The 18,328-nt window shown below is 44.1% G+C and carries 21 protein-coding genes; 14 read left to right on the forward strand and 7 right to left on the reverse strand.

All coding sequences use genetic code 11. The features are described 5' to 3' along the window. The first annotated feature begins 15 nt into the window (after positions 1-15). The 9 genes from ABIL00_01065 to ABIL00_01105 all read left to right on the forward strand — a co-directional run bounded on the left by ABIL00_01065 (position 16) and on the right by ABIL00_01105 (position 8,853). Positions 16-1,185, forward strand: coding sequence for a putative sugar nucleotidyl transferase (locus tag ABIL00_01065; protein MEO0109356.1), 1,170 nt, complete (start codon positions 16-18; stop codon positions 1,183-1,185). After that, entirely contained in the window at positions 1,167-2,072 is a 906-nt protein-coding gene (locus ABIL00_01070; GenBank protein ID MEO0109357.1) for an ROK family protein, read from the forward strand. The genes ABIL00_01065 and ABIL00_01070 overlap by 19 nt, the downstream gene beginning before the upstream one ends. Before the next feature lie 18 nt (positions 2,073-2,090). Continuing rightward, positions 2,091-2,987 (forward strand): DMT family transporter, encoded by an 897-nt coding sequence (locus ABIL00_01075; protein ID MEO0109358.1) that lies wholly within the window; start codon positions 2,091-2,093, stop codon positions 2,985-2,987. Between the two features lie 30 nt (positions 2,988-3,017). Then, on the forward strand, positions 3,018-3,242 hold the full coding sequence (locus ABIL00_01080; protein ID MEO0109359.1) for a DUF3795 domain-containing protein: 225 nt from the start codon (positions 3,018-3,020) through the stop codon (positions 3,240-3,242). Further along, positions 3,239-4,696, forward strand: coding sequence for a histidine ammonia-lyase (locus ABIL00_01085; GenBank protein ID MEO0109360.1), 1,458 nt, complete (start codon positions 3,239-3,241; stop codon positions 4,694-4,696). Before ABIL00_01080 ends, ABIL00_01085 begins: the two co-directional genes overlap by 4 nt. A 33-nt stretch (positions 4,697-4,729) precedes the next feature. Next, entirely contained in the window at positions 4,730-6,187 is a 1,458-nt protein-coding gene (locus tag ABIL00_01090; protein ID MEO0109361.1) for a radical SAM/SPASM domain-containing protein, read from the forward strand. 225 nt (positions 6,188-6,412) lie between these two features. Continuing rightward, positions 6,413-6,628, forward strand: coding sequence for a hypothetical protein (locus ABIL00_01095; GenBank protein ID MEO0109362.1), 216 nt, complete (start codon positions 6,413-6,415; stop codon positions 6,626-6,628). Positions 6,629-6,639: 11 nt separating this feature from the next. Further along, a complete protein-coding gene (gene pyrB / locus ABIL00_01100) occupies positions 6,640-7,563 on the forward strand; it encodes an aspartate carbamoyltransferase (GenBank protein MEO0109363.1) in 924 nt (307 codons plus the stop codon). A 3-nt stretch (positions 7,564-7,566) separates the two neighbouring features. Beyond that, positions 7,567-8,853, forward strand: coding sequence for a dihydroorotase (locus tag ABIL00_01105; protein MEO0109364.1), 1,287 nt, complete (start codon positions 7,567-7,569; stop codon positions 8,851-8,853). An 18-nt stretch (positions 8,854-8,871) separates the two neighbouring features. Here ABIL00_01105 and radC read toward each other — a convergent pair whose 3' ends face one another. Together radC and ABIL00_01115 are read right to left on the reverse strand one after the other, a co-directional pair. Further along, positions 8,872-9,783, reverse strand: a complete 912-nt coding sequence (gene radC, locus ABIL00_01110; GenBank protein ID MEO0109365.1) for a DNA repair protein RadC — start codon at positions 9,781-9,783, stop codon at positions 8,872-8,874. A 400-nt stretch (positions 9,784-10,183) separates the two neighbouring features. Further along, entirely contained in the window at positions 10,184-10,315 is a 132-nt protein-coding gene (locus ABIL00_01115) for a hypothetical protein (protein ID MEO0109366.1), read from the reverse strand. A 192-nt stretch (positions 10,316-10,507) separates the two neighbouring features. On the opposite strand from ABIL00_01115, the gene ABIL00_01120 reads away from it, so the two are divergent. Genes ABIL00_01120 through ABIL00_01140 form a run of 5 tightly spaced genes read left to right on the forward strand, consistent with a single transcriptional unit; the run spans position 10,508 to position 14,018 of the window. Then, entirely contained in the window at positions 10,508-10,801 is a 294-nt protein-coding gene (locus ABIL00_01120; GenBank protein MEO0109367.1) for a MazG nucleotide pyrophosphohydrolase domain-containing protein, read from the forward strand. Positions 10,802-10,815: 14 nt separating this feature from the next. Beyond that, positions 10,816-11,925, forward strand: coding sequence for a DUF6754 domain-containing protein (locus tag ABIL00_01125; GenBank protein ID MEO0109368.1), 1,110 nt, complete (start codon positions 10,816-10,818; stop codon positions 11,923-11,925). A gap of 10 nt (positions 11,926-11,935) precedes the next feature. Further along, positions 11,936-12,559: a hypothetical protein gene (locus ABIL00_01130; protein MEO0109369.1), complete on the forward strand. Its 624-nt coding sequence runs from the start codon at positions 11,936-11,938 to the stop codon at positions 12,557-12,559. Beyond that, positions 12,556-13,395 (forward strand): hypothetical protein, encoded by an 840-nt coding sequence (locus ABIL00_01135; GenBank protein ID MEO0109370.1) that lies wholly within the window; start codon positions 12,556-12,558, stop codon positions 13,393-13,395. The genes ABIL00_01130 and ABIL00_01135 overlap by 4 nt, the downstream gene beginning before the upstream one ends. Then, positions 13,392-14,018: a hypothetical protein gene (locus ABIL00_01140; GenBank protein MEO0109371.1), complete on the forward strand. Its 627-nt coding sequence runs from the start codon at positions 13,392-13,394 to the stop codon at positions 14,016-14,018. The genes ABIL00_01135 and ABIL00_01140 overlap by 4 nt, the downstream gene beginning before the upstream one ends. A 2-nt stretch (positions 14,019-14,020) precedes the next feature. On the opposite strand, the gene pyrE is transcribed toward ABIL00_01140, so the two are convergent. From pyrE to ABIL00_01165, 5 genes are read right to left on the reverse strand one after another with little or no spacing between them, the layout of a single operon-like run. After that, entirely contained in the window at positions 14,021-14,584 is a 564-nt protein-coding gene (gene pyrE / locus ABIL00_01145; GenBank protein MEO0109372.1) for an orotate phosphoribosyltransferase, read from the reverse strand. Beyond that, positions 14,581-15,297, reverse strand: coding sequence for an orotidine-5'-phosphate decarboxylase (gene pyrF, locus ABIL00_01150; protein ID MEO0109373.1), 717 nt, complete (start codon positions 15,295-15,297; stop codon positions 14,581-14,583). Before pyrF ends, pyrE begins: the two co-directional genes overlap by 4 nt. 1 nt (position 15,298) lies before the next feature. Next, complete coding sequence (locus tag ABIL00_01155) at positions 15,299-16,207, reverse strand: dihydroorotate dehydrogenase (protein ID MEO0109374.1); 909 nt, start codon at positions 16,205-16,207, stop codon at positions 15,299-15,301. Then, positions 16,204-16,959 carry a dihydroorotate dehydrogenase electron transfer subunit gene (locus ABIL00_01160; protein MEO0109375.1) on the reverse strand — a complete coding sequence of 252 codons (756 nt, stop codon included), beginning with the start codon at positions 16,957-16,959 and terminating at the stop codon, positions 16,204-16,206. Before ABIL00_01160 ends, ABIL00_01155 begins: the two co-directional genes overlap by 4 nt. Beyond that, a complete protein-coding gene (locus tag ABIL00_01165) occupies positions 16,956-18,254 on the reverse strand; it encodes a tetratricopeptide repeat protein (protein ID MEO0109376.1) in 1,299 nt (432 codons plus the stop codon). Before ABIL00_01165 ends, ABIL00_01160 begins: the two co-directional genes overlap by 4 nt. Between the last annotated feature and the right edge of the window lie 74 nt (positions 18,255-18,328).

The raw sequence follows: 18,328 nt of genomic DNA on the forward strand, positions 1-18,328 counted from the left end.
CCCTTATTATTAGCAATGGTCTTAATCTATGAAGATGAGTCCTATAAAAATCTATTCCCCTTAACATATCTCCGGGCGGTCTTTGAACTGAGGGTTGGACTTTTCTCGCCCTTAGAAAGATTTCTTCGGTTTTATAAAAATTTCCCAGTCGCCGTAATCGCCCGGGAGGAATTGAAAGAGGTATTAAAAGAGCGCTATCCCAATTTACTTTTTTTCTCCACCCAATCAAAGATTAGCCAATTAAAAGAGAAGAACCTTCTTTTCCTTTCCGGGAGGACAATTATTTTGGAAAAGATTCCCGAAGAAGGTGAAAATTGTCTCTTCTTCTCCGAGGAAGGGGAGTTGATCGGCTTTCGGCTTAATACAGAAACGGAAACCAGTATCTCAAAAATGGGTTGCCAAAGGGTTAAGGCTTTTTCCTTTCTCTATCTCTGGGACCTTATCACCCTGAACGAGAAGATTCTGCCTCTTGATTTACCCAAAGGGAAAATCCTTGGCTTCTTAGATAGAAGGGCAATCACTATCGGTAAAAAAGAAAATTTATTTCTGGCAAAAGGGGCAAAGGTCTTTCCCGGTAATGTCTTAAACTTAGAAAAAGGGGGGATTTATATTGATGAAGGCGCAGAAGTGAAACCTTTTTCCTACATTGAAGGCCCGGTCTATATCGGGAAGAAAACCCAAATCCTTTCGGCAAGGATTCGCCCCTTTTCTAATATCGGCGAAGAGTGCCGGGTTGGTGGAGAAGTGGAAAGTTCTATTCTCTTGGGTTATGTGAATAAATACCACGAAGGCTTTTTAGGACATTCTTATCTCGGAGAGTGGGTAAATTTGGGGGCGGGAACTAATAATTCCGACCTAAAAAATAACTACTCACCGGTGAAAATTAAAATAGGGAAAAGGGAAGTTAATACCGGCTTATTGAAGTTAGGCTGCTTTATCGGCGACCACACAAAAACTGCGATTGGCACCTTAATCCCGACCGGAGCGGTGATCGGTATCTTTGCCAATGTCCTAAAAGGAGGTTTTGCCTCCAAATTTATCCCTAACTTCTACTGGGATGAGAAAAAAAGGTGGCGGATTAAAGAGGCACTTCGGACCGCCCGAGTGGTGAAGGAAAGGCGCGGTAAAAAATTGACCGAAGCGGAAGAGAATTTAATAAAAAAGATTTGGCTAAAGGAAAGGTGAAAAGAATTGGGATTGATATCGGAGGGACAAATACCAAAATTGGCTTAGTGGCGAAGGGGAAAATCGAAAAGAAAAGGGTTATCCCGACGGAAAAAGAGCCAAAATCGGCAATCTTATCCCTTGTTAGTGCGATAAGAGAAATTGCTTCCCAAGAAGAGATTGCCACAGTGGGTATCGGCTGCGCCGGACTCATTGACCATAAGAAAGGGATTGTCCGCACCCCACCCAATCTCCCCAAATGGCATAACTTTCCCTTAAAAAGGGAATTGGAAAAAAGATTAAAAATTCCGGTTTTTGTGGGCAACGATGTCAATGCCTGTGCCTTAGGAGAATATTACTATGGTCTGGGAAAAGGGAAGAGAAATATCTTTGTCCTGACGATTGGCACCGGGGTTGGGGGTGGAATCATTTCTGATGGAGAGTTAATCCTTGGGGAAAACTTTGCCGCGGGTGAGTTTGGTCATACCTTAATCTTTCCCGAAGGAAAAAGATGCCAGTGTGGAAATCGGGGTTGTTTAGAGGCCTACATTGGAGAAAAAGGGATTCGGCAAATGGCGAAAATTCTCTTCGGTAAAGAGTTTTCGCCAGAAGAGATCAGTTTCTGGGCCAAGAGAAAAGATAAAAGAGCCATTGAGATAATTGAGAAGGTGGGTTATTATTTGGGACTGGCCTTGGTCAATGTGATCCATCTCTTTGACCCAGAGATAATAATTATTGGTGGTGGCATTTCGGGGTTCGGAAGAACTTTATTAGAAGCGACCAGAAAAACTATTAAAACTCGGATAATGAAACTGCCAAAAAGGAAGTTAGCAATAAAAATCTCCCAGTTAGGTTCTTCCGCTGGCATCTTAGGGGCAACGCGATTTTCCGAGATTCTTTCCGATTGAGAAGATTTTTCCCTAAAAATGCCAATAAATTTTCCCTTTCTCGGTGAGACCCTGGCTCTTTTAAGTGCCCTATTCTGGGCATTGGCGGTCATCTTCTTTAAGAAGAGTGGGGAGAGGACCCATCCCCTCGGCTTAAATTTTTTCAAAAATTTTCTTGCCCTAATCCTTTTTCTTCCCACCCTAACTCTATTGGGCGAACCATTAGTCCCGCGGGTTTCCCTTTCGGAATTTGCTCTCTTTTTCCTAAGCGGACTTTTGGGGATGTCGGTTGGCGATACCCTATTTTTTGCCAGCCTCAATCGGCTCGGGGCGGGAATTTCGGCGATCATCAGTTATACCTATAGCCCCTTACTCATTGGTCTTTCTCTCTTCTTCTTAAAAGAGAACCTCCGCTTAATCCAAATTTTAGGAATAATTCTTATCCTCTTTGCTCTTCTCCTCACTACCCAAATAAAACTACCGGAAAAAGTAAAGAAGCGAACTTTACTCTTAGGCATTGCCCTGGGACTTCTTTCCACTGCTGCTACTGCCATCGGCGTCATTTTGATTAAACCCCTTTTAGCAAAAAACTCTCTTTTCGTGGTGACAGCAATCCGTCTTTTTGCTGGTCTCGTTGGGGTTTCCTTTTTTATCCTCTTTCTCCCCAATAGGAAAGAGATTATCAAATCGGCATTTGCCCGCAAAGGTTTTGGTTATAACTTGGGAGGAGCAATTTTCGGAACTTATATCGCCCTCACCATCTGGCTTGGGGGTATGAAGTTCACTCCGGTCTCGATCGCCGCCCCCCTCAATCAATTAAGTAATATCTTCATCTTTCTTTTAGCCGCCCTAATCTTAAAAGAACCGTTCAATCGGGAAAGGGTTTTCGCTTTGATATTCGCCTTTATTGGTGCCCTCTTGGTAATCATTGGTTGACATTGTCCGATTTTCCTTTATGCTTAATAAATGAGAGTTGGGGTCTGTGGTATATTTTGCGAGAAATGCCCAAAGTTTCTTAAAAGGCATTGCTCGGGCTGTGCGGAAAATCCAGTTTGTGCTATGCCGGGTTGTGCCAAAGAAAAGGGTTATGCCTTATGCTTTGAATGTCCCTCCTTTCCCTGTCCCATCAACTACCAGTTCTTTCCCAAAAGTTGGCTTGACTTCTTAAAATCAGAAGAGGTTGTCGGATGATTATCCCAAAAGATAACCTAAGTCTGGAAGAATTCATTTCGGTGACGAAAGGAGAATGGGTTAAAATCTCTAAGACTGGGATAAAAAGGGTAAAAGAGGGAAGAGAGGCATTGGAGAAACTATTAAAAGAGAATATCCCAATTTATGGGGTGAATACCGGCTTTGGTGCCCTCTGTGATAAGAAAATTGAAAATAGGGATTTAGAAAGCCTCCAAAAGAATTTAATCCTTTCCCATGCCTTAGGGGGAGGAGAGATTTTTGATAAAGAGATAGTCCGGGGAGCAATGTTTTTAAGGGCAAATACCTTGAGCAAAGGATTCTCTGGGGTACGGTTAGAGTTGGTAAATTTTCTTTTAGAACTTCTAAATAGAGATATCATCCCAGTTGTTTATAAGAAGGGTTCGGTCGGTGCCTCAGGCGACCTACTACCCTTAGCCCAAATTGGCCTTACCCTTCTTGGTAAAGGTGAGGTCTTTTATAAAGGGAGAAGGGGAAAGGCGGCAATCGCTCTAAAAAAAGAGGGTTTAGCGCCGATTAAATTAGAGCCAAAGGAAGGCCTCTCTTTAATCAACGGCACGGAGATTTCCACTTCTTACTTAGGCTTTAATCTCTACTTGATAAATAGACTCTTTCCCATCGCCAACCTAATCGCCACCCTCTCTTTTTATGCGGGAAAGGGTGATGTGAGGGTTTTGGATTTAAGGCTTCATCGGTTAAAACCTTATTCGGGGCAATTAAAAACCACCCGGGCAATGAAAAGGATTTTAGGAAAACTTTCCTCACTTTCCAGGAAAATCCAAGACCCCTATTCTTTAAGATGTATCCCTCAGGTCCACGGTGCGGTTTATGAGGGGATAAAGTTTGCCAACGAAATCCTAAAAAAGGAGTTAAACGCGGTTACCGATAACCCTTTAATCTTATCCTCCTCGGAAGTGTTAACCGGTGGTAACTTCCATGCCCAGGCAATCTCCTTGGCGGGGGATATCCTGTCTATTGTTTTAACCACCCTCTCTTTAATCTCCGAGAGGAGGATCTTCTACCTCCTTTCCGGACCTCCCCCTTTCCTCATCTCGGATGAGGGTAAGAATTCGGGCTTAATGATGGCTCAGGTATTAGCAGCTTCCTTAGCGAGTGAGAATAAAACTCTATCCTTTCCCGCCTCGGTCACTTCTTTACCCACCTCCCTCAATCAGGAGGACTTTGTCAGTATGAGTATCAATTCTTTAACTAAGATGGAAACGATTCGGAAGAATTTAGAGATGATTTTGGCAATTGAAGGGGTCGTTTCGGCTCAAGGGATTGAAGTAAAAAATCTCCCAAAAAGAGGGATTATCGGTTCTTTATGCCGAAAGATTCGGGAATTTGTCCCTTTTCTTAAAGAGGATAAAGAGATCGGAGAAGGGATAAGAAAATTGAGCGAAAACCTCTACATCCTTTTTAAGACTACCTATTGACAAATGTCCGTTTCTCACTATAATTTTTGAAAAATGAGGCGTAAGGATATTGTGATCGGTCAACTACTAAATTGGGCACTTAATATTGACCAGGGGATACCGGTAAAAAGTTTTCGCCTTTTAACCCGTTTCCTCTATTCTTGGCTTAAAAATGAGATCAAAAAACTTGCCCGCAGCCCGGAGCATACCCAATCGGAGAAGGTGGTTGAGGATTTATATTATATGATGCGGGCGATGATTCAATCGGCATTGCGGGTGCGCTGGACAAGAAATTCCTTAAACGCCTTTGTTCGGTCAATTTTATTGAATCAAGATGGCAAAAAGATAAAAGAAATCTGGCGGGAAAAATATGGGGAAGGACCGCCGGGATTTTTAGTGATCAGTCCCACCAAGTTCTGTAACCTCTCTTGTCCCAATTGCTATGCCAATGCCGCTACCGAGAAAGACCGTTTGGAATATTGGATTGTGCAAAGGATTGTGAAAGAAGCGAGAAAACTTTGGGGCGTTCGGTTCTTTGTTTTATCCGGAGGGGAACCTTTCGCTTACCACCACGAAGGAAAGGGTATTTTAGACTTGGCAAAAGAATTTAACGATTGTATCTTTATGGCTTATACCAATGGTACTTTAATTAATGAAAAAGTTGCCAAGACCCTCTCCGAAATCGGTAATTTAACTCCGGCCATCTCCGTAGAAGGATTTGCGGAAACAACGGATAAAAGGCGGGGAAAGGGGATGTTTGAACGGATTATCAAAACAATAGAAAGGTTAAAAAAGAATAAGGTCCTTTTTGGTATTTCCTTAACCGCTACCCGTTATAACTGTGAGGAGATACTTTCCGAAGAATTTATTGATTTTTTCTTTAATAAGATGGGTGCTTCCTACGGCTGGATATTCCACTATATGCCAATCGGCCGCGATGTGGAAATTAGTCTTATGCCCACCCCAAAACAGAGACTCTGGATGTGGGAAAGAAGTTGGGAGATTGTAAAAAAGAAAGGGATAATGCTCGCTGACTTTTGGAACCACGGCACAGTCTCCCACGGTTGCATTGCTGGGGGGAGAGAAGGCGGCTATTTCCATATCAATTGGCACGGTGATGTCGCCCCTTGTGTCTTCTTCCCTTTTGCCGTTTCCAACATTAAAGAGATTTACGCCCGAGGGGGCAATCTTAACGATGCAATCCGAACACCATTCTTTGAAAGCGTAAGAAATTGGCAAAAGAGATATGGGTTCTTCTCTAAAGGAAATAAGATTGAGGATGGCGATTGGTTACGCCCTTGTCCAATAAGAGACCATTTTTTAGATGCCAAAAAAATTATAGAGAAGTATGGGGCAAGACCTATTGACTATGCACCGCATGAAATTTTGGAAGAAGAAAGTTATATTAAAGAGATGGTCAATTATGATAAGGAATTAGAAAGTCTTACTAAACCAATCTGGGAGAAAGTTTATATTAATCATTACAAAATTTTCCAAGATTCTCAAAAGTAAAACTCTTTATAATTATAAATAATTTGTCTTTATTGTAAAAGTGTGAATAATGGGAAAAGAAAATAAGAGACAGAATGGGAACTATTTATTGCCTTTATAAAGAGAAAAAGATAAAGAAAAAGTTGTGGATAAGTGGATTAAACGAAAGATATCCACATAATCCACACATAATCCACAAAAATTATCCAGATATTGACAAGGAAGAATTTATAACTATTATTAAATATGGCTAAAAAGGTTAAAAGAGAAGAAAAGAGAAAGGAATGGCGCCATCTACCTAACATCTCCTTCCAAAAGAAAAATTATCTCCTGCTCCTTTTAGCAATAGTAGTCATCATCACTGGTTTTATCGCCTTAGCAAAAGGTTCTATCACCTTAGCACCTTTACTTCTGGTCATTGGCTATTGTATCTTAGTACCTTTGGCAATTTTAATTAAATAAGAGAAGAATTTATGAAATTATACCATATCATTGAGGCCCAACAATTTAACCGTTCCCTCTTGGAAGAGATCTTTACTTGTGCCGAAGAGATGGAGGAGATTGCCAAAAAGGGAGGTTGTGAGATATTAAAAGGAAAATTGATGGCAACCCTCTTCTATGAACCTTCAACCCGTACCCGGCTTTCCTTTGAATCGGCGATGCGCCGGTTAGGGGGAGGGGTAATTTCCACCGAAGATGCTAAGGAGTTCTCCTCCGCTGCCAAGGGGGAATCCTTAGAGGATACAATAAGGGTAGTTGGTGGTTATGTTGATATCATCGTTCTGCGCCATTATGAGAGCGGCTCGGCAAAAAGGGCGGCCCAGGTCTCACCGGTGCCAATCATTAATGCCGGAGACGGACCAGGTCAGCATCCGACCCAAGCCCTTTTAGACCTCTGGACAATAAAGAAGGAGATTGGTCATTTGGACGGTTTAGCAATTGCGATGGTTGGTGATTTGGCGAACGGCCGCACGGTTCGCTCACTCTCCTACCTCCTGGCGAAGTATAAAGATGTGAAGATTTATTTCGTTGCCCCCGAGGTGGTGAGAATGCGTGATGATATTAAAGATTATCTCAAAAGGCATAAAGTCGTCTTTCGGGAGGAAGAGGACTTACTTAAAATTGCTCCCCAGGTTGATGTCATCTACGCCACCCGAATCCAAAAGGAGAGATTTGGTGAGAGGATTGAAGATTACGAGAAGGCAAAAGACCGCTACATTATTGACAATAAGCTTTTACAGGTAATGAAGAAGAAGGCGATAATTATGCATCCCCTGCCCCGGGTTTCGGAAATCCGACCTGAGGTTGACCGAGACAAAAGAGCCGCTTATTTCCGCCAAGCCCAAAACGGTCTCTACATTCGGATGGCGCTTCTGAAAATGGTCCTTACAAGTTAAAAATTGGAAGCCCTTTTAATTAAAAACGGTCGGGTTTTAGACCCCGCCAGTGATTTAGACCAAAAATTGGATATTTTAGTGGTCTGGGGGAAAATTAAAGAGATGGCACCAGAGATAAAAGTGGATGATAGTTTCCTTAAAGAAAGGATGATGGTGATTGATGCGACTAATAAAATTATCACTCCCGGTTTGATTGACGTCCATGTCCACGCCCGGGAGCCAGGAGAGGAATATAAAGAGACAATCCGGACTGTGTCCCGGGCCGCAGCCAGTGGTGGGTTCACTACCATCATCTGTGCTCCGAATACCATCCCCCCGATTGATAATCCTTGGAGGGTAAAAAGAATAATAGAAAGGGCAAGAAAGAAAAGTTTGGTAAATTTTTTCACCTACGCCTGCATTACAAAAGGGATGAAGGGGAAAAAGGTGGTCAATGTGGAAGGGATAAAGAGGGAAGGAGCGGTTGGTCTCACCGACGATGGCTTCCCCGTTAGGGATATAAAGGTGATGAAAGAAGCGGCAAAATTGGCAAAGGAGTTTAGCCTACCAATCTGTCCCCATTGCGAGGAGGTGAAAGGGCCCTTCCTTTTGGAAGCAAAACTTATTAAAAGATATATCCGATCCGTTTTAAGAAAAATCCCAACCCATTTCCATTTCTTTCACCTCAGTCTGAAAGAATCGGTTAGATTGGTGGCGGAGGCAAAAAGGGAAGGACTTCCGGTCTCCGCAGAAGCAACCCCCCATCACTTCACCCTTTCGGAGAGAGAGAAGATGGGGGAGAAAATTAACCCCAACTTCCTTATGAATCCCCCTCTCCGTTCCTTAGAAGATGTGGCAGCGATAAGAGAAGGTTTGCGGGAGAATGTGATTGATGTCATCGCCAGTGACCATGCCCCCCATACCAAAAAGGAAAAGAATTCCCAGCACCCCCCTCTGGGCGTGATCGGGCTTGAAACTACCTTAGGCCTTGTCTTAACCCATTTGGTCAAAAGTAAAATCCTTTCCTTAAAAGAGGCGATTAGGAAGATGACAATTAATCCGGCCGGGATTTTCGGAATTGAGGGGGGGAGATTAGGGATTGGTCTGCCAGCAGATATCACCATCATTGACCCGGATTGGGAATGGACGGTAAAACCGAACCTTTTTGAGTCAAAAGGAAGAAATTGCCCATTTGCGGGGTGGCGATTGTGGGGAAAGGCGGTAATGACAATTGTTCGGGGAGAGGTAATAATGAGCCGAATGGAGAAAATAAAAGGGCGCTTTATCCCCAAAGATCTTAAAAAATCCTAAGTTTCCCTTGGGTGTTTTTTAAGGGCTTAGTAAGCCTTTGGCTTGGAAACTGAAATAATCGGTTTCGTTGCGACCGATGATGATATGGTCTAAGATCCTAATTCCCACCAAACTTAACGCTTTATTTAACTCTTTGGTAATGGCTATATCTTCGGAGGAAGGATCAGGTTCCCCAGAAGGGTGGTTGTGGACCAAAATGACCGAAGATGCTTGCTTCTGGACCGCCTCTTTTAAAACCTCTACCTTGTCAACGATACTGGCATCCCGACTCCCCCTTGATAACTCCTGACAATCAAGGACTTTATTTCGGTTGTCTAATAATACGAGGTAGAAATACTCCTTTGGCGCATCTCTCAAATAAGGTCCGAGGAAGTTTTTAACAAACTTAATCGCGCCTCGGACATCTCTAATCTTCTCTTGGGCAAGTGCTTCTTCTCGGAAGAGCCTCTTCCCCAGTTCTAAGGCGGCTTTAATCTGCGTTGCCTTGGCGAAACCGATTCCGGGAATTTTTTGGAGTTCAGAAAGGGGGGCGTTATCAATTCCCCTTAGGGAATGGAAGCGGTTGAGGAGTTCTCGGGCTAAATCTTCTGCGGAGCGCCCCTCACTCCCGGTTCTTAGAATAATCGCCAAAAGTTTTCCTAAGGAGAGTTTTTCCGCCCCTTCTTTTAAGAGTAACTCCCTAGGTCTTTCCTCCTTCACCCACTCCTTTATCGGTTTATGAGAGTTATCGCTTTTAAGTACCTCTTTAATCTTCCTTTGCCAAAGGAGGCACTCCTCTTTCGTTTGCAAGCCCAACTTCTCAATGATCTCCTCTTTCATCTTTTCCGGCAGTTTCCCTTTCCGGAAGATGACCTTTCCCGCCCGATAGATGGGATAAAGCCTCCTCGCAGTTAAAAAAGAGAAGACCTCTTGTTGGTCGCGAAAGAACATTAGGAAATATAAATCACTTTTTTTGTAAGTCAAGGCGATAAAAAAAGATATGGGGAGAGGAGTGAGCGGACGGATGGCGAATTATTTTATAAGAAGTTTTATAAATTAAGTTAAGCCGAGATTTAGACTTCCGGTTAGACTATCAATTGGGTTTTCGGTTAAACTTATAATTAAACCTCTAATTAGATTTCCAATTATCCTTCTTATTACCCCTACTTTTATTCTTTCTTTTAGACCCTTAATTAGAATGTCAATTAAGCCCAAGTTTAGACCAGGGATTAAACCATCATTTAGGGCTTTTATTAGGCTCCCGATACCATCCCCTGTATGCTTCACCCCTTTTTATAATGGTAAAGCCCTCCTGTTTGATAAAGATTTTATGATTTAATGCCCTTTTTATTTAAGTACTACTTACCTGATAACACCTCCTCAATTTCTCTTCAAGGGTTGGGATTAGAACCCAATTTCTTACGGAACCCTTCTTCTCTATGACATCAAAAAAGGCAAAACCATTAATAATTAGTTTCTCCATAGTCCTCTATAATAAATAACGGAAATACCCCCCAATTTCTGACACCAAATTTTCCCCTTTTTTATAAGTCTTTGACTCTTCGCAACATATCTTTGCCAAAAGAATACCTCACCGGCCCTTTCCATTTTCCACATAATATCTCCGGGGACAAAGAAAATTGACTTTTTCTAAATTTTAAGGATAATCCTTTCTATGACGATAAACGAATTCCAAAATTTGATTAAAAGAATCTATTACCAAAAGGATAAGAAGAGGGGTATTGATGGTAGTTTCCGGTGGTTAGTGGAAGAGATTGGAGAATTAGCACGCTGTTTGAGGGCTAAGAAGAGGGATAAAGAAGAACTTAAAGAGGAGTTTGCCGATATCTTCGCCTGGCTCGTCTCCCTGGCTTCTTTATCCGGAATTAACTTAGAAGAGGCGGTAGAAAAGTATAAAAAAGGCTGTCCCAGATGCAAGAAGAGAAGGTGTGTCTGTTTTGAGGAATAAACTTGGGAGGGATTATGGTTTATCTTCTCTTATTTTTCTTCACCTTAGCGCCACCAACCAGTTTGTGCGTCTTTGATACCCCAAACGATGCTGGAAAGAGTATCACTATCTCTTGGCAGAAATTGGAAGAGGAGGTGAGTTGCTATGAAGTTTGGCGGAGAGGTGAAGGGGAGACCGATTTTCAACTTTGCGGTATCTTGCCCGCCACCGAATGCCAATTCGTTGATGATAAGGTTATAGACGGTAAGGTCTATTATTATAAGGTCGTAGCGGTTAAAGGAGAGGAAAGGGCAGAATCGGAAATTTCCAATCCGGTAAAATCTTCTCCCCAGTGGTTTGCCACCAATCGGATCAATGTTTTAGTTGGGGTTATCTTCTTTTCCGCACTCCTCTTGTATTTCATTTACCATGCCCGAAAAGGAAAGAAGTTATTCATCCGCCGGATTTCGGGTTTGGATGCGGTGGAGGAAGCGGTTGGTCGGGCAACGGAGATGGGAAAACCAATCCTTTATATTCCGGGTTTAGGGAGTATTGCCGATATCGCGACGATTGCTTCCCTAAATATCTTAGGGGAGGTGGCAAAGAAGACCGCCCAGTACGAGACGACCCTCTTGGTGCCCAATCGCGATCCGATTGTTTATACCGTTGCCTATGAGGTATGTAAGGAGGCTTACACCAATGTCGGTAGACCGGATGCCTTTAAGGGGGAGAATATCTTTTTTATTACTGATGCCCAATTCGCCTATGCCGCGGCGGTTGATGGGATTATGGTGCGAGAAAAACCGGCGACTAACTTCTTCATGGGGATGTTTTGGGCAGAATCTTTAATTTTAGCCGAAACGGGGGCAACGACCGGCGCGATTCAAATTGCCGGCACCGATGCCGTCCACCAACTTCCCTTCTTCATCACCGCCTGTGACTATACCTTAATCGGTGAAGAACTCTATGCCGCCTCCGCCTATCTCTCAAAAGAACCATTGTTGGTCGGTTCCCTAAAAGGGCAAGACTATGGGAAGTTGGTCATCCTCTTCCTCCTGCTCGTTGGCAGCTGCTTCCTTTTACTCTCCGCCCTGCCCCAATTCCGCTTCTTCCAAGTAATAATAAGATTCTTCTCAGTTTCTTAGGAGGTAATAAATGGCACGGACATTACCATTAGCCTTATGTTTCATAATGGGGGTCCTAATGGCTTGCCAGTTTTTTATCCCCCACCCTCTCTCCCAATCCTTTCTTGACTTGATTATCAAGTGGGTGAGGATAATCAGTGCCTTTGCCTTAGCCTTAGGGGTGAGAAGCGTCACTTTGAGACACTACGAGAGGATAAAACGGCGGAAAGGAGAATGGGGATTTTCGGTGGTGACGATCGTTTCGCTTCTTGCCACCGCTTTGATTGGACTCATCTGGGGAGTAGGGGCTAAGTCCTACCTTCGGCTCATTTTTTCCAACATCATGGTTCCCTTAGGGGCGACGATGTTTTCTATACTCGCCTTTTATATGGCTTCCGCGGCTTATCGGGCTTTCCGCGCCCGGACCAAGGAGGCGACCCTTCTTTTGATTGCCTCTTTCATTGTGATGCTCGGGATGGTGCCCATCGGCACCGCGATCTCTCCCAGGCTATCCGACTTGGCGGAATGGCTCCTTTCCGTTCCTAATATGGCGGCAAAGCGGGGGATTATGTTCGGCGTGGCATTGGGGGTGATTGCCACCTCCTTAAAGATCATCTTAGGAATTGAGAGAGGTTGGCTTGGAGGTAGGAGATGAGTTTTTGGGAAAAACTGGGGAAGATTGACCGCAAGATTATATTTTTGCTAATGGCGGTGGTCATTATTATCCCCCTCCTTTCGCCACTCAATCTGGTAGGGAAGGTTGGCCGGAGGACTCAGGAACTCTTCCGAGCAATTGATAACCTGCCCGAAAACTCTTACCTCTTAATCACCATTGATTTCGATCCCCAATCGATGCCGGAGTTATATCCAATGTATTTAGCAATTCTCAGGCATGCCTTTGCCAAAAATCTCCGGGTGATTGTTACTGGCCTTTGGGTGACCGGTGTCGGTTTGGGCGAAGACGGATTGAAGACGGTAGCCCCGGAATATAACAAGGTTTACGGGAGAGACTATGTCTTTTTAGGCTGGAAGCCGGGTATAACCGCCGTGGTCTTAGGAATGGGTAGAAGTATGAAAGAGACCTTTCCTACCGATTATTATGGGACTTCTTATGATTCCCTTCCTATATTTACCAAAGATATCACTTACCGGGATATTCCCTTTATGGTGAGTCTCTCCGCGGGAGTTCCGGGTTATGAGACTTGGATTGCTTATGCCCAATCAAGATTTGGGATTCGGATTGGTGCTGGGGTAACTGCGGTCTCCGCCGCGGATGCCTATCCCTATCTCCAATCCGGACAACTCACCGGCTTATTGGGCGGGATGAAGGCGGCTGCGGAATATGAGTTCTTAAACGAGAAGGCCGGTTTCACCAAAGCCTTTAAGCCCGCCTCCCAACTTATGGATTCCCAATCCTTAGCCCATCTGGTGATAATGATTTTGGTCATCATTGGTAATATCAGTTATTTTGCTCTAAGGAGGAAGCGATGATACCCCAAGAGATTTGGATTTGGGTTGGCGCCATATTAACCCTTTTCATCTTCTCCTTTCTTTACGGGGATAATCCTTTCTATCGCTTTGCCGAGCACCTTTATGTTGGGGTTTCGGTTGGTTATACGATTGCCATCACCTGGCATAACTTCTTTTATCCGGATTTAGTGGTTCCGCTTTTTAAGCAGGGCAATCTCTTTTATCTCATCCCCTTCCTCTTGGGTATTTTATACTTTTCCATCTTTTTCCCAAAGATCTCTTGGCTCATTCGGATACCGATGGGATTTGTTTTGGGTTATAGTTCCGGAGTGGCAATTCCGGCAATCTTACAGGCAAATATCATCAAGCAGATGCAGGGAACATTCCTCACCCCTGACCTCTTAAAGCGACCCGACCTTATCTTATGGGGAATTGTCTCCTTAATTGGGGTGGTGGCAACGGTTATTTACTTCTTCTTTTCTCGGGAACAGAAGGGGTTGACAAAGGGAATGGCCAATCTGGGAATCATCTTTCTGATGATTGGTTTTGGCGCCTCTTTCGGTTATACGGTTATGGCGCGGGTCTCTTTACTTTTGGGAAGGCTCCAATTTTTACTCCGGGATTGGCTTGGGGTAATCAAATAATCTCACTTTCCTTTCCCAGGGATAGAAAGGGGAATTCCCCGAGTGCAGAGAGGGCAGGAGTTGGGTTCGTAGTTAGGAATCTCTTTCCGATAGCAGGCAAAGAGAGGGAAAGGAAAATTTACCCCCGCACTCCGGTCAATGAAGACACCAATCCCGACAATCTGCACCTCATATTCTTTTAAAGCATTTATGGTCTCTTTAATGGAGGAGCCTGTCGTTAAGACATCGTCAACGACCAAAACCCTTTCCCCCTTCTTTATCTTAAATCCTTTACGAATTTTCCTTTGGCTGTTTTCCCTTTCGGCATAACAAAAACGAGCAGCGAGTTGGCGCGCTACTTCATAAGCAATCACTACCCCACCCGTGGTTGGTCCCACTACCAAACTAATTTCTTCCTTTTGGAAATTCTCTTTAAGGCGCCGGGCAAAGGTCTCTACCAGATTGGGATGTTGGAGAATTTTTGCCTTCTCAAAGTAAAATTCGGAATGGAGTCCGGAGGTTAGAAGAAAATGTCCCCTCTCTAATACTTCGTATTGATAGAGGATTTCTTCCAAATCTTCCCTCATGCGATCTCCTTTCTAATTAACTCAATCACTTCAATCGGGTCCGGAACCTGGAGGATGGGTCGACCGATCACCAAAAAGTCCGCACCCCTCTCCTTGGCTTCACCTGGGGTGAGAAATCTTTTCTGGTCATCTTTCGCCACGGAGGCGGTGGGCATTCTTATCCCCGGGCACATCACTAAAAAGTCCTTGCCGCATTCCCTTTTGATTTCGGAGATTTCAAAAGGGGAGGCGATCACCCCATCCAGACCCGCCTTTTTCGCCATCGTCGCTAAGTATAAGACCTTCTCTCGGAGATTGAAATTCCCCTTTATGCCGAAGGCATTTTTGCAGATCTCCTCATCCATACTGGTGAGAATCGTGACGCCGAAGAGGAGAGGACGGGTTTTTGTCCTTTCCTCTTCCCTTGCCACCACCTCCCTTGCCTTCCGCATCATCTCGTAACCTCCTAAGGTGTGTAAGTTAAAGATATCTACTTTCATCTTGACAAAATGGGCAGAGGCAGATTCCACGATGGAAGGGATGTCAAAGAGTTTTAAATCCAAAAAGACCTTTTCACCCTTACTCTTGATGAATTTGACGATTCTCGGCCCGGAGCGGAAATATAACTTATAGCCAACCTTATAGTAGTCAACCCAACCGGAAACCCTCTGCAAAACCTTGTTCACTTGGGTCGGTGTCTCTAAGTCTAAGGCTAAAACCAGTTTGGGTGTCATTTCATACCTCCAATTTATTGATTAAATCCTCTACCGCCCAAATCTCTTTTTCTTTTAAGTAACGCTTTATCCCTTCAATAATCTCTAAAGGGGTAAAAGGGTTTAATAAGTTTTGGCTCCCCACCTGAAAGAGGGAGGCACCAGTGATTAGATATTCTAAGGCATCAGAATAGTTGGTGATGCCCCCACAACCGATAATAGGGATGGAAACCACTTCTTTAACCTTTTGGATACAAAATAAGACGAAAGGTTTAAGAAAGGGACCGGATAAACCGCCGGTTTTCCCCCCGAGGCAGGGCTTAAAGGTTTCCGAAGAGATGACCAAGGCGGGGAGGGAATTGATTAAGGTGAGAGCGTCCACCCCCTCTTCGGCGCAAAGGTGGGCAAGGGCTAAAAGATCGGTAAGGCAAGGGGAGAGTTTGGCGATTAGGAGTTTCTTCGTCAGCCGGCGGGTCGCCCGGATTACCCGCTGGGCAGATTTTGGGGAGAGAGAAAAAAAGATACCTCCTTCTTTGACATTCGGGCAGGAGAGGTTCAATTCAAAACCATAAATTTCTGGCAAATCAAGAATCTTAACGAGGGTCTCAAATTCCTCAACCGAAGAGCCGGCGAGGTTAGCAATGATTTTGGTGGGGAGTTTTTTTAAGTTGGGTAGAATATTATTGACAAAATAGATTGCCCCGGGATTTTCCAAACCGATAGAATTGACGATTCCCCCTTTTACCTCCCAAATCCGGGGTGGGGGATTTCCTTCCCGGGGCGAAAGGGTTAATCCCTTAGTGATGAAGCCGCCCACCTTGCTTATCACGGAGGGGAAGTTCTCCCCCCAGCCGTAGGTGCCGGAGGCGACGAGACAGGGGTTAGAAAATTCATAATTACCAATCCGCACCCGGAGGTCAGGCTTCTTCATAAATCTATGGTATCCAAATCTAAAATTGGTCCGTCTCGGCAGAGATGGAAATAGCCGCCTCCTTTCTTTCTGATCGCGCAAGAAAGGCAGAGCCCAGTGCCGCAACCCATCCTCTCTTCTAAGAAGGCATAAATTTTATTCGGGATTGACTTTTTTAGTTCGGTATACATCCCCTTCGGTCCGGAGGCAAAGACGATTGCTTTTTCGTTGAGGCGGTTCTTAATCAAAAGGTCCGTAACCTTTCCTTTCTCACCGATTTCCCCGTTTTCGGTGGCAAGGAATATGTTTTCTATTCCGAGCCGGAGAAAATCATCGCGCATAATTACTTCCGAACCGGTTTTAGCACCGAAGAAAAGAAGAACCTTATTCCTTTTGACTAAGGTCTTGGCTAAAAAGAGGAGGGGAGCAATCCCAATCCCCCCGCCCACTAAAACGATCTCCTTATCCGAAACTTCGGGGGCGGGTTTTCCTAAAGGACCAAGAAGGGAGAGGAATTCCCCCTCTTTTACTTGTGAGAGGAGAGAAGTTCCTCTTCCCCTTATCCGGAAGACAATCCGCACTACGGGGCCGTCGGTGTCGGCAACGGCAAAGGGTCGTCTCAAGTAGGGGTCATAAGTTGTAGGGAAACGGAGGGAGATAAATTGTCCCGGAAGGGAATTTTTACCAATCTTGGTGGTGTCAAGATGAAGAGCAAAAATATCCGGGGCTAACGTCACCTTTTTTAATACCCGGCCGGATTCCAGATAGGTCATCTTCCAGATAAGATATTTTTACTCTCTTTTGCGTATTCGGTTTGGGGATACCTCCGGATGAGCGTTAAAAAGAGGCTATCGCCTTCGGGTTCTTTCAGAAGGAATTTTTTAATCCAGGCGTAAGCATATAAAGATTTTGGTGCCAAGGAATCTTCAGGATAAAGGGTAAACACCTTTTCGTATTCTCTTAATGCCCAATCCGGTTTTTCCAAGGATAGTAAGTATAGTTCGGCTCGGGCAAAATCCCGGGAAGCAGGGTTAAGACTATCATCCTCTTGGGCGAATTTTTCAATCAGTCTCTTCTTCTTTTCCGCCAGATAACCGAATTCGCTAGAACGGGAGAAGGAGATAGCGGTATCGTAGTAAATGAGGGCGCGGTTAAAGTCGCCGTTTTTCTCATAGTATTCACCAATGATAAAGTAACTTTCTGCCCCCTCCACTCCACCCCGGACTTCCGAAAGGAGGGCAAGAGCGGATCTCTCCTCGGGCAAGGAAAGGAAGATTTTCCCTTTTAAGAGATTTATTTTATTCTTCAACTCGGGATAGAGGGTTGAGATCGCCGTTAGGCGGTTGAGAAAATTTTTTAAACTCTCTTGCTGGGTTTCATAATTTAAGAGGCACTCTCCGATCTTTAATAAGATCTCCCCCTTCTTCCTCTTATCAGAAATTTCCTGGAAGTATTCTTCGTAATACCTTTTGCTTTCCCGATAGTCTGCTAATTGGAAGAGGGCTTGGGCTAAAAGGAGTTTAGCCGCTTTCCCTTCTTTAGTCTTGGGATAGGTGGCGATAAATACTTTTAAACTCTCCTTCACTAAGGAGAGTTCCCCCTTCTCTAATAAATAGGAAAGAATCGTAAATTTTATTTTCCGTTCCTCTTTCTTATCCTCTTCGGCTAAATTGCGAAGAAGAAAGATCCCCTCACTGAAATCTCCCCCTTTGAGATAGGCGAGGGCTTGATAAAATTTCGCCCGGGAAGATAATTTATGGCGGGGATAGAGGGAGACAAAGAGTTGGAGTCGTTCCTTTGCCTTCTCGTATTCTGAGAGATGGTAATGGCAGAGGGAAGCCAAGAAGAGTGCCTCCGGAGCGTAACGACTTTTTGGATATTTTTTAATCATTAAGAGCGACTTCTCCTTTGCTTTAATAAAATTTTCTCTTGCCTGGGTGGGATTTGTCTCCAAGATACTTTCTCCTTTTTTGAAATAAGAGCGGGCATTGTAGAAGAGGTTGAAATAGGCACAGTTTAAGGGGAAAAAGAGGAGGAAGAAGGAAAATCTTTTCCGAAAGAGAAGCATATTTTATTATATGCCCGAAAAGATTTCCGTCAACAACTTTAAGGATTGACTTTTCTCCAAAATTGTTTATAATA

It is taken from the genome of candidate division WOR-3 bacterium, from assembly GCA_039801905.1.
In the GTDB taxonomy this organism is placed as follows: Bacteria; Hydrothermota; Tepidihabitantia; order Tepidihabitantales; family JBDRVQ01; genus JBDRVQ01.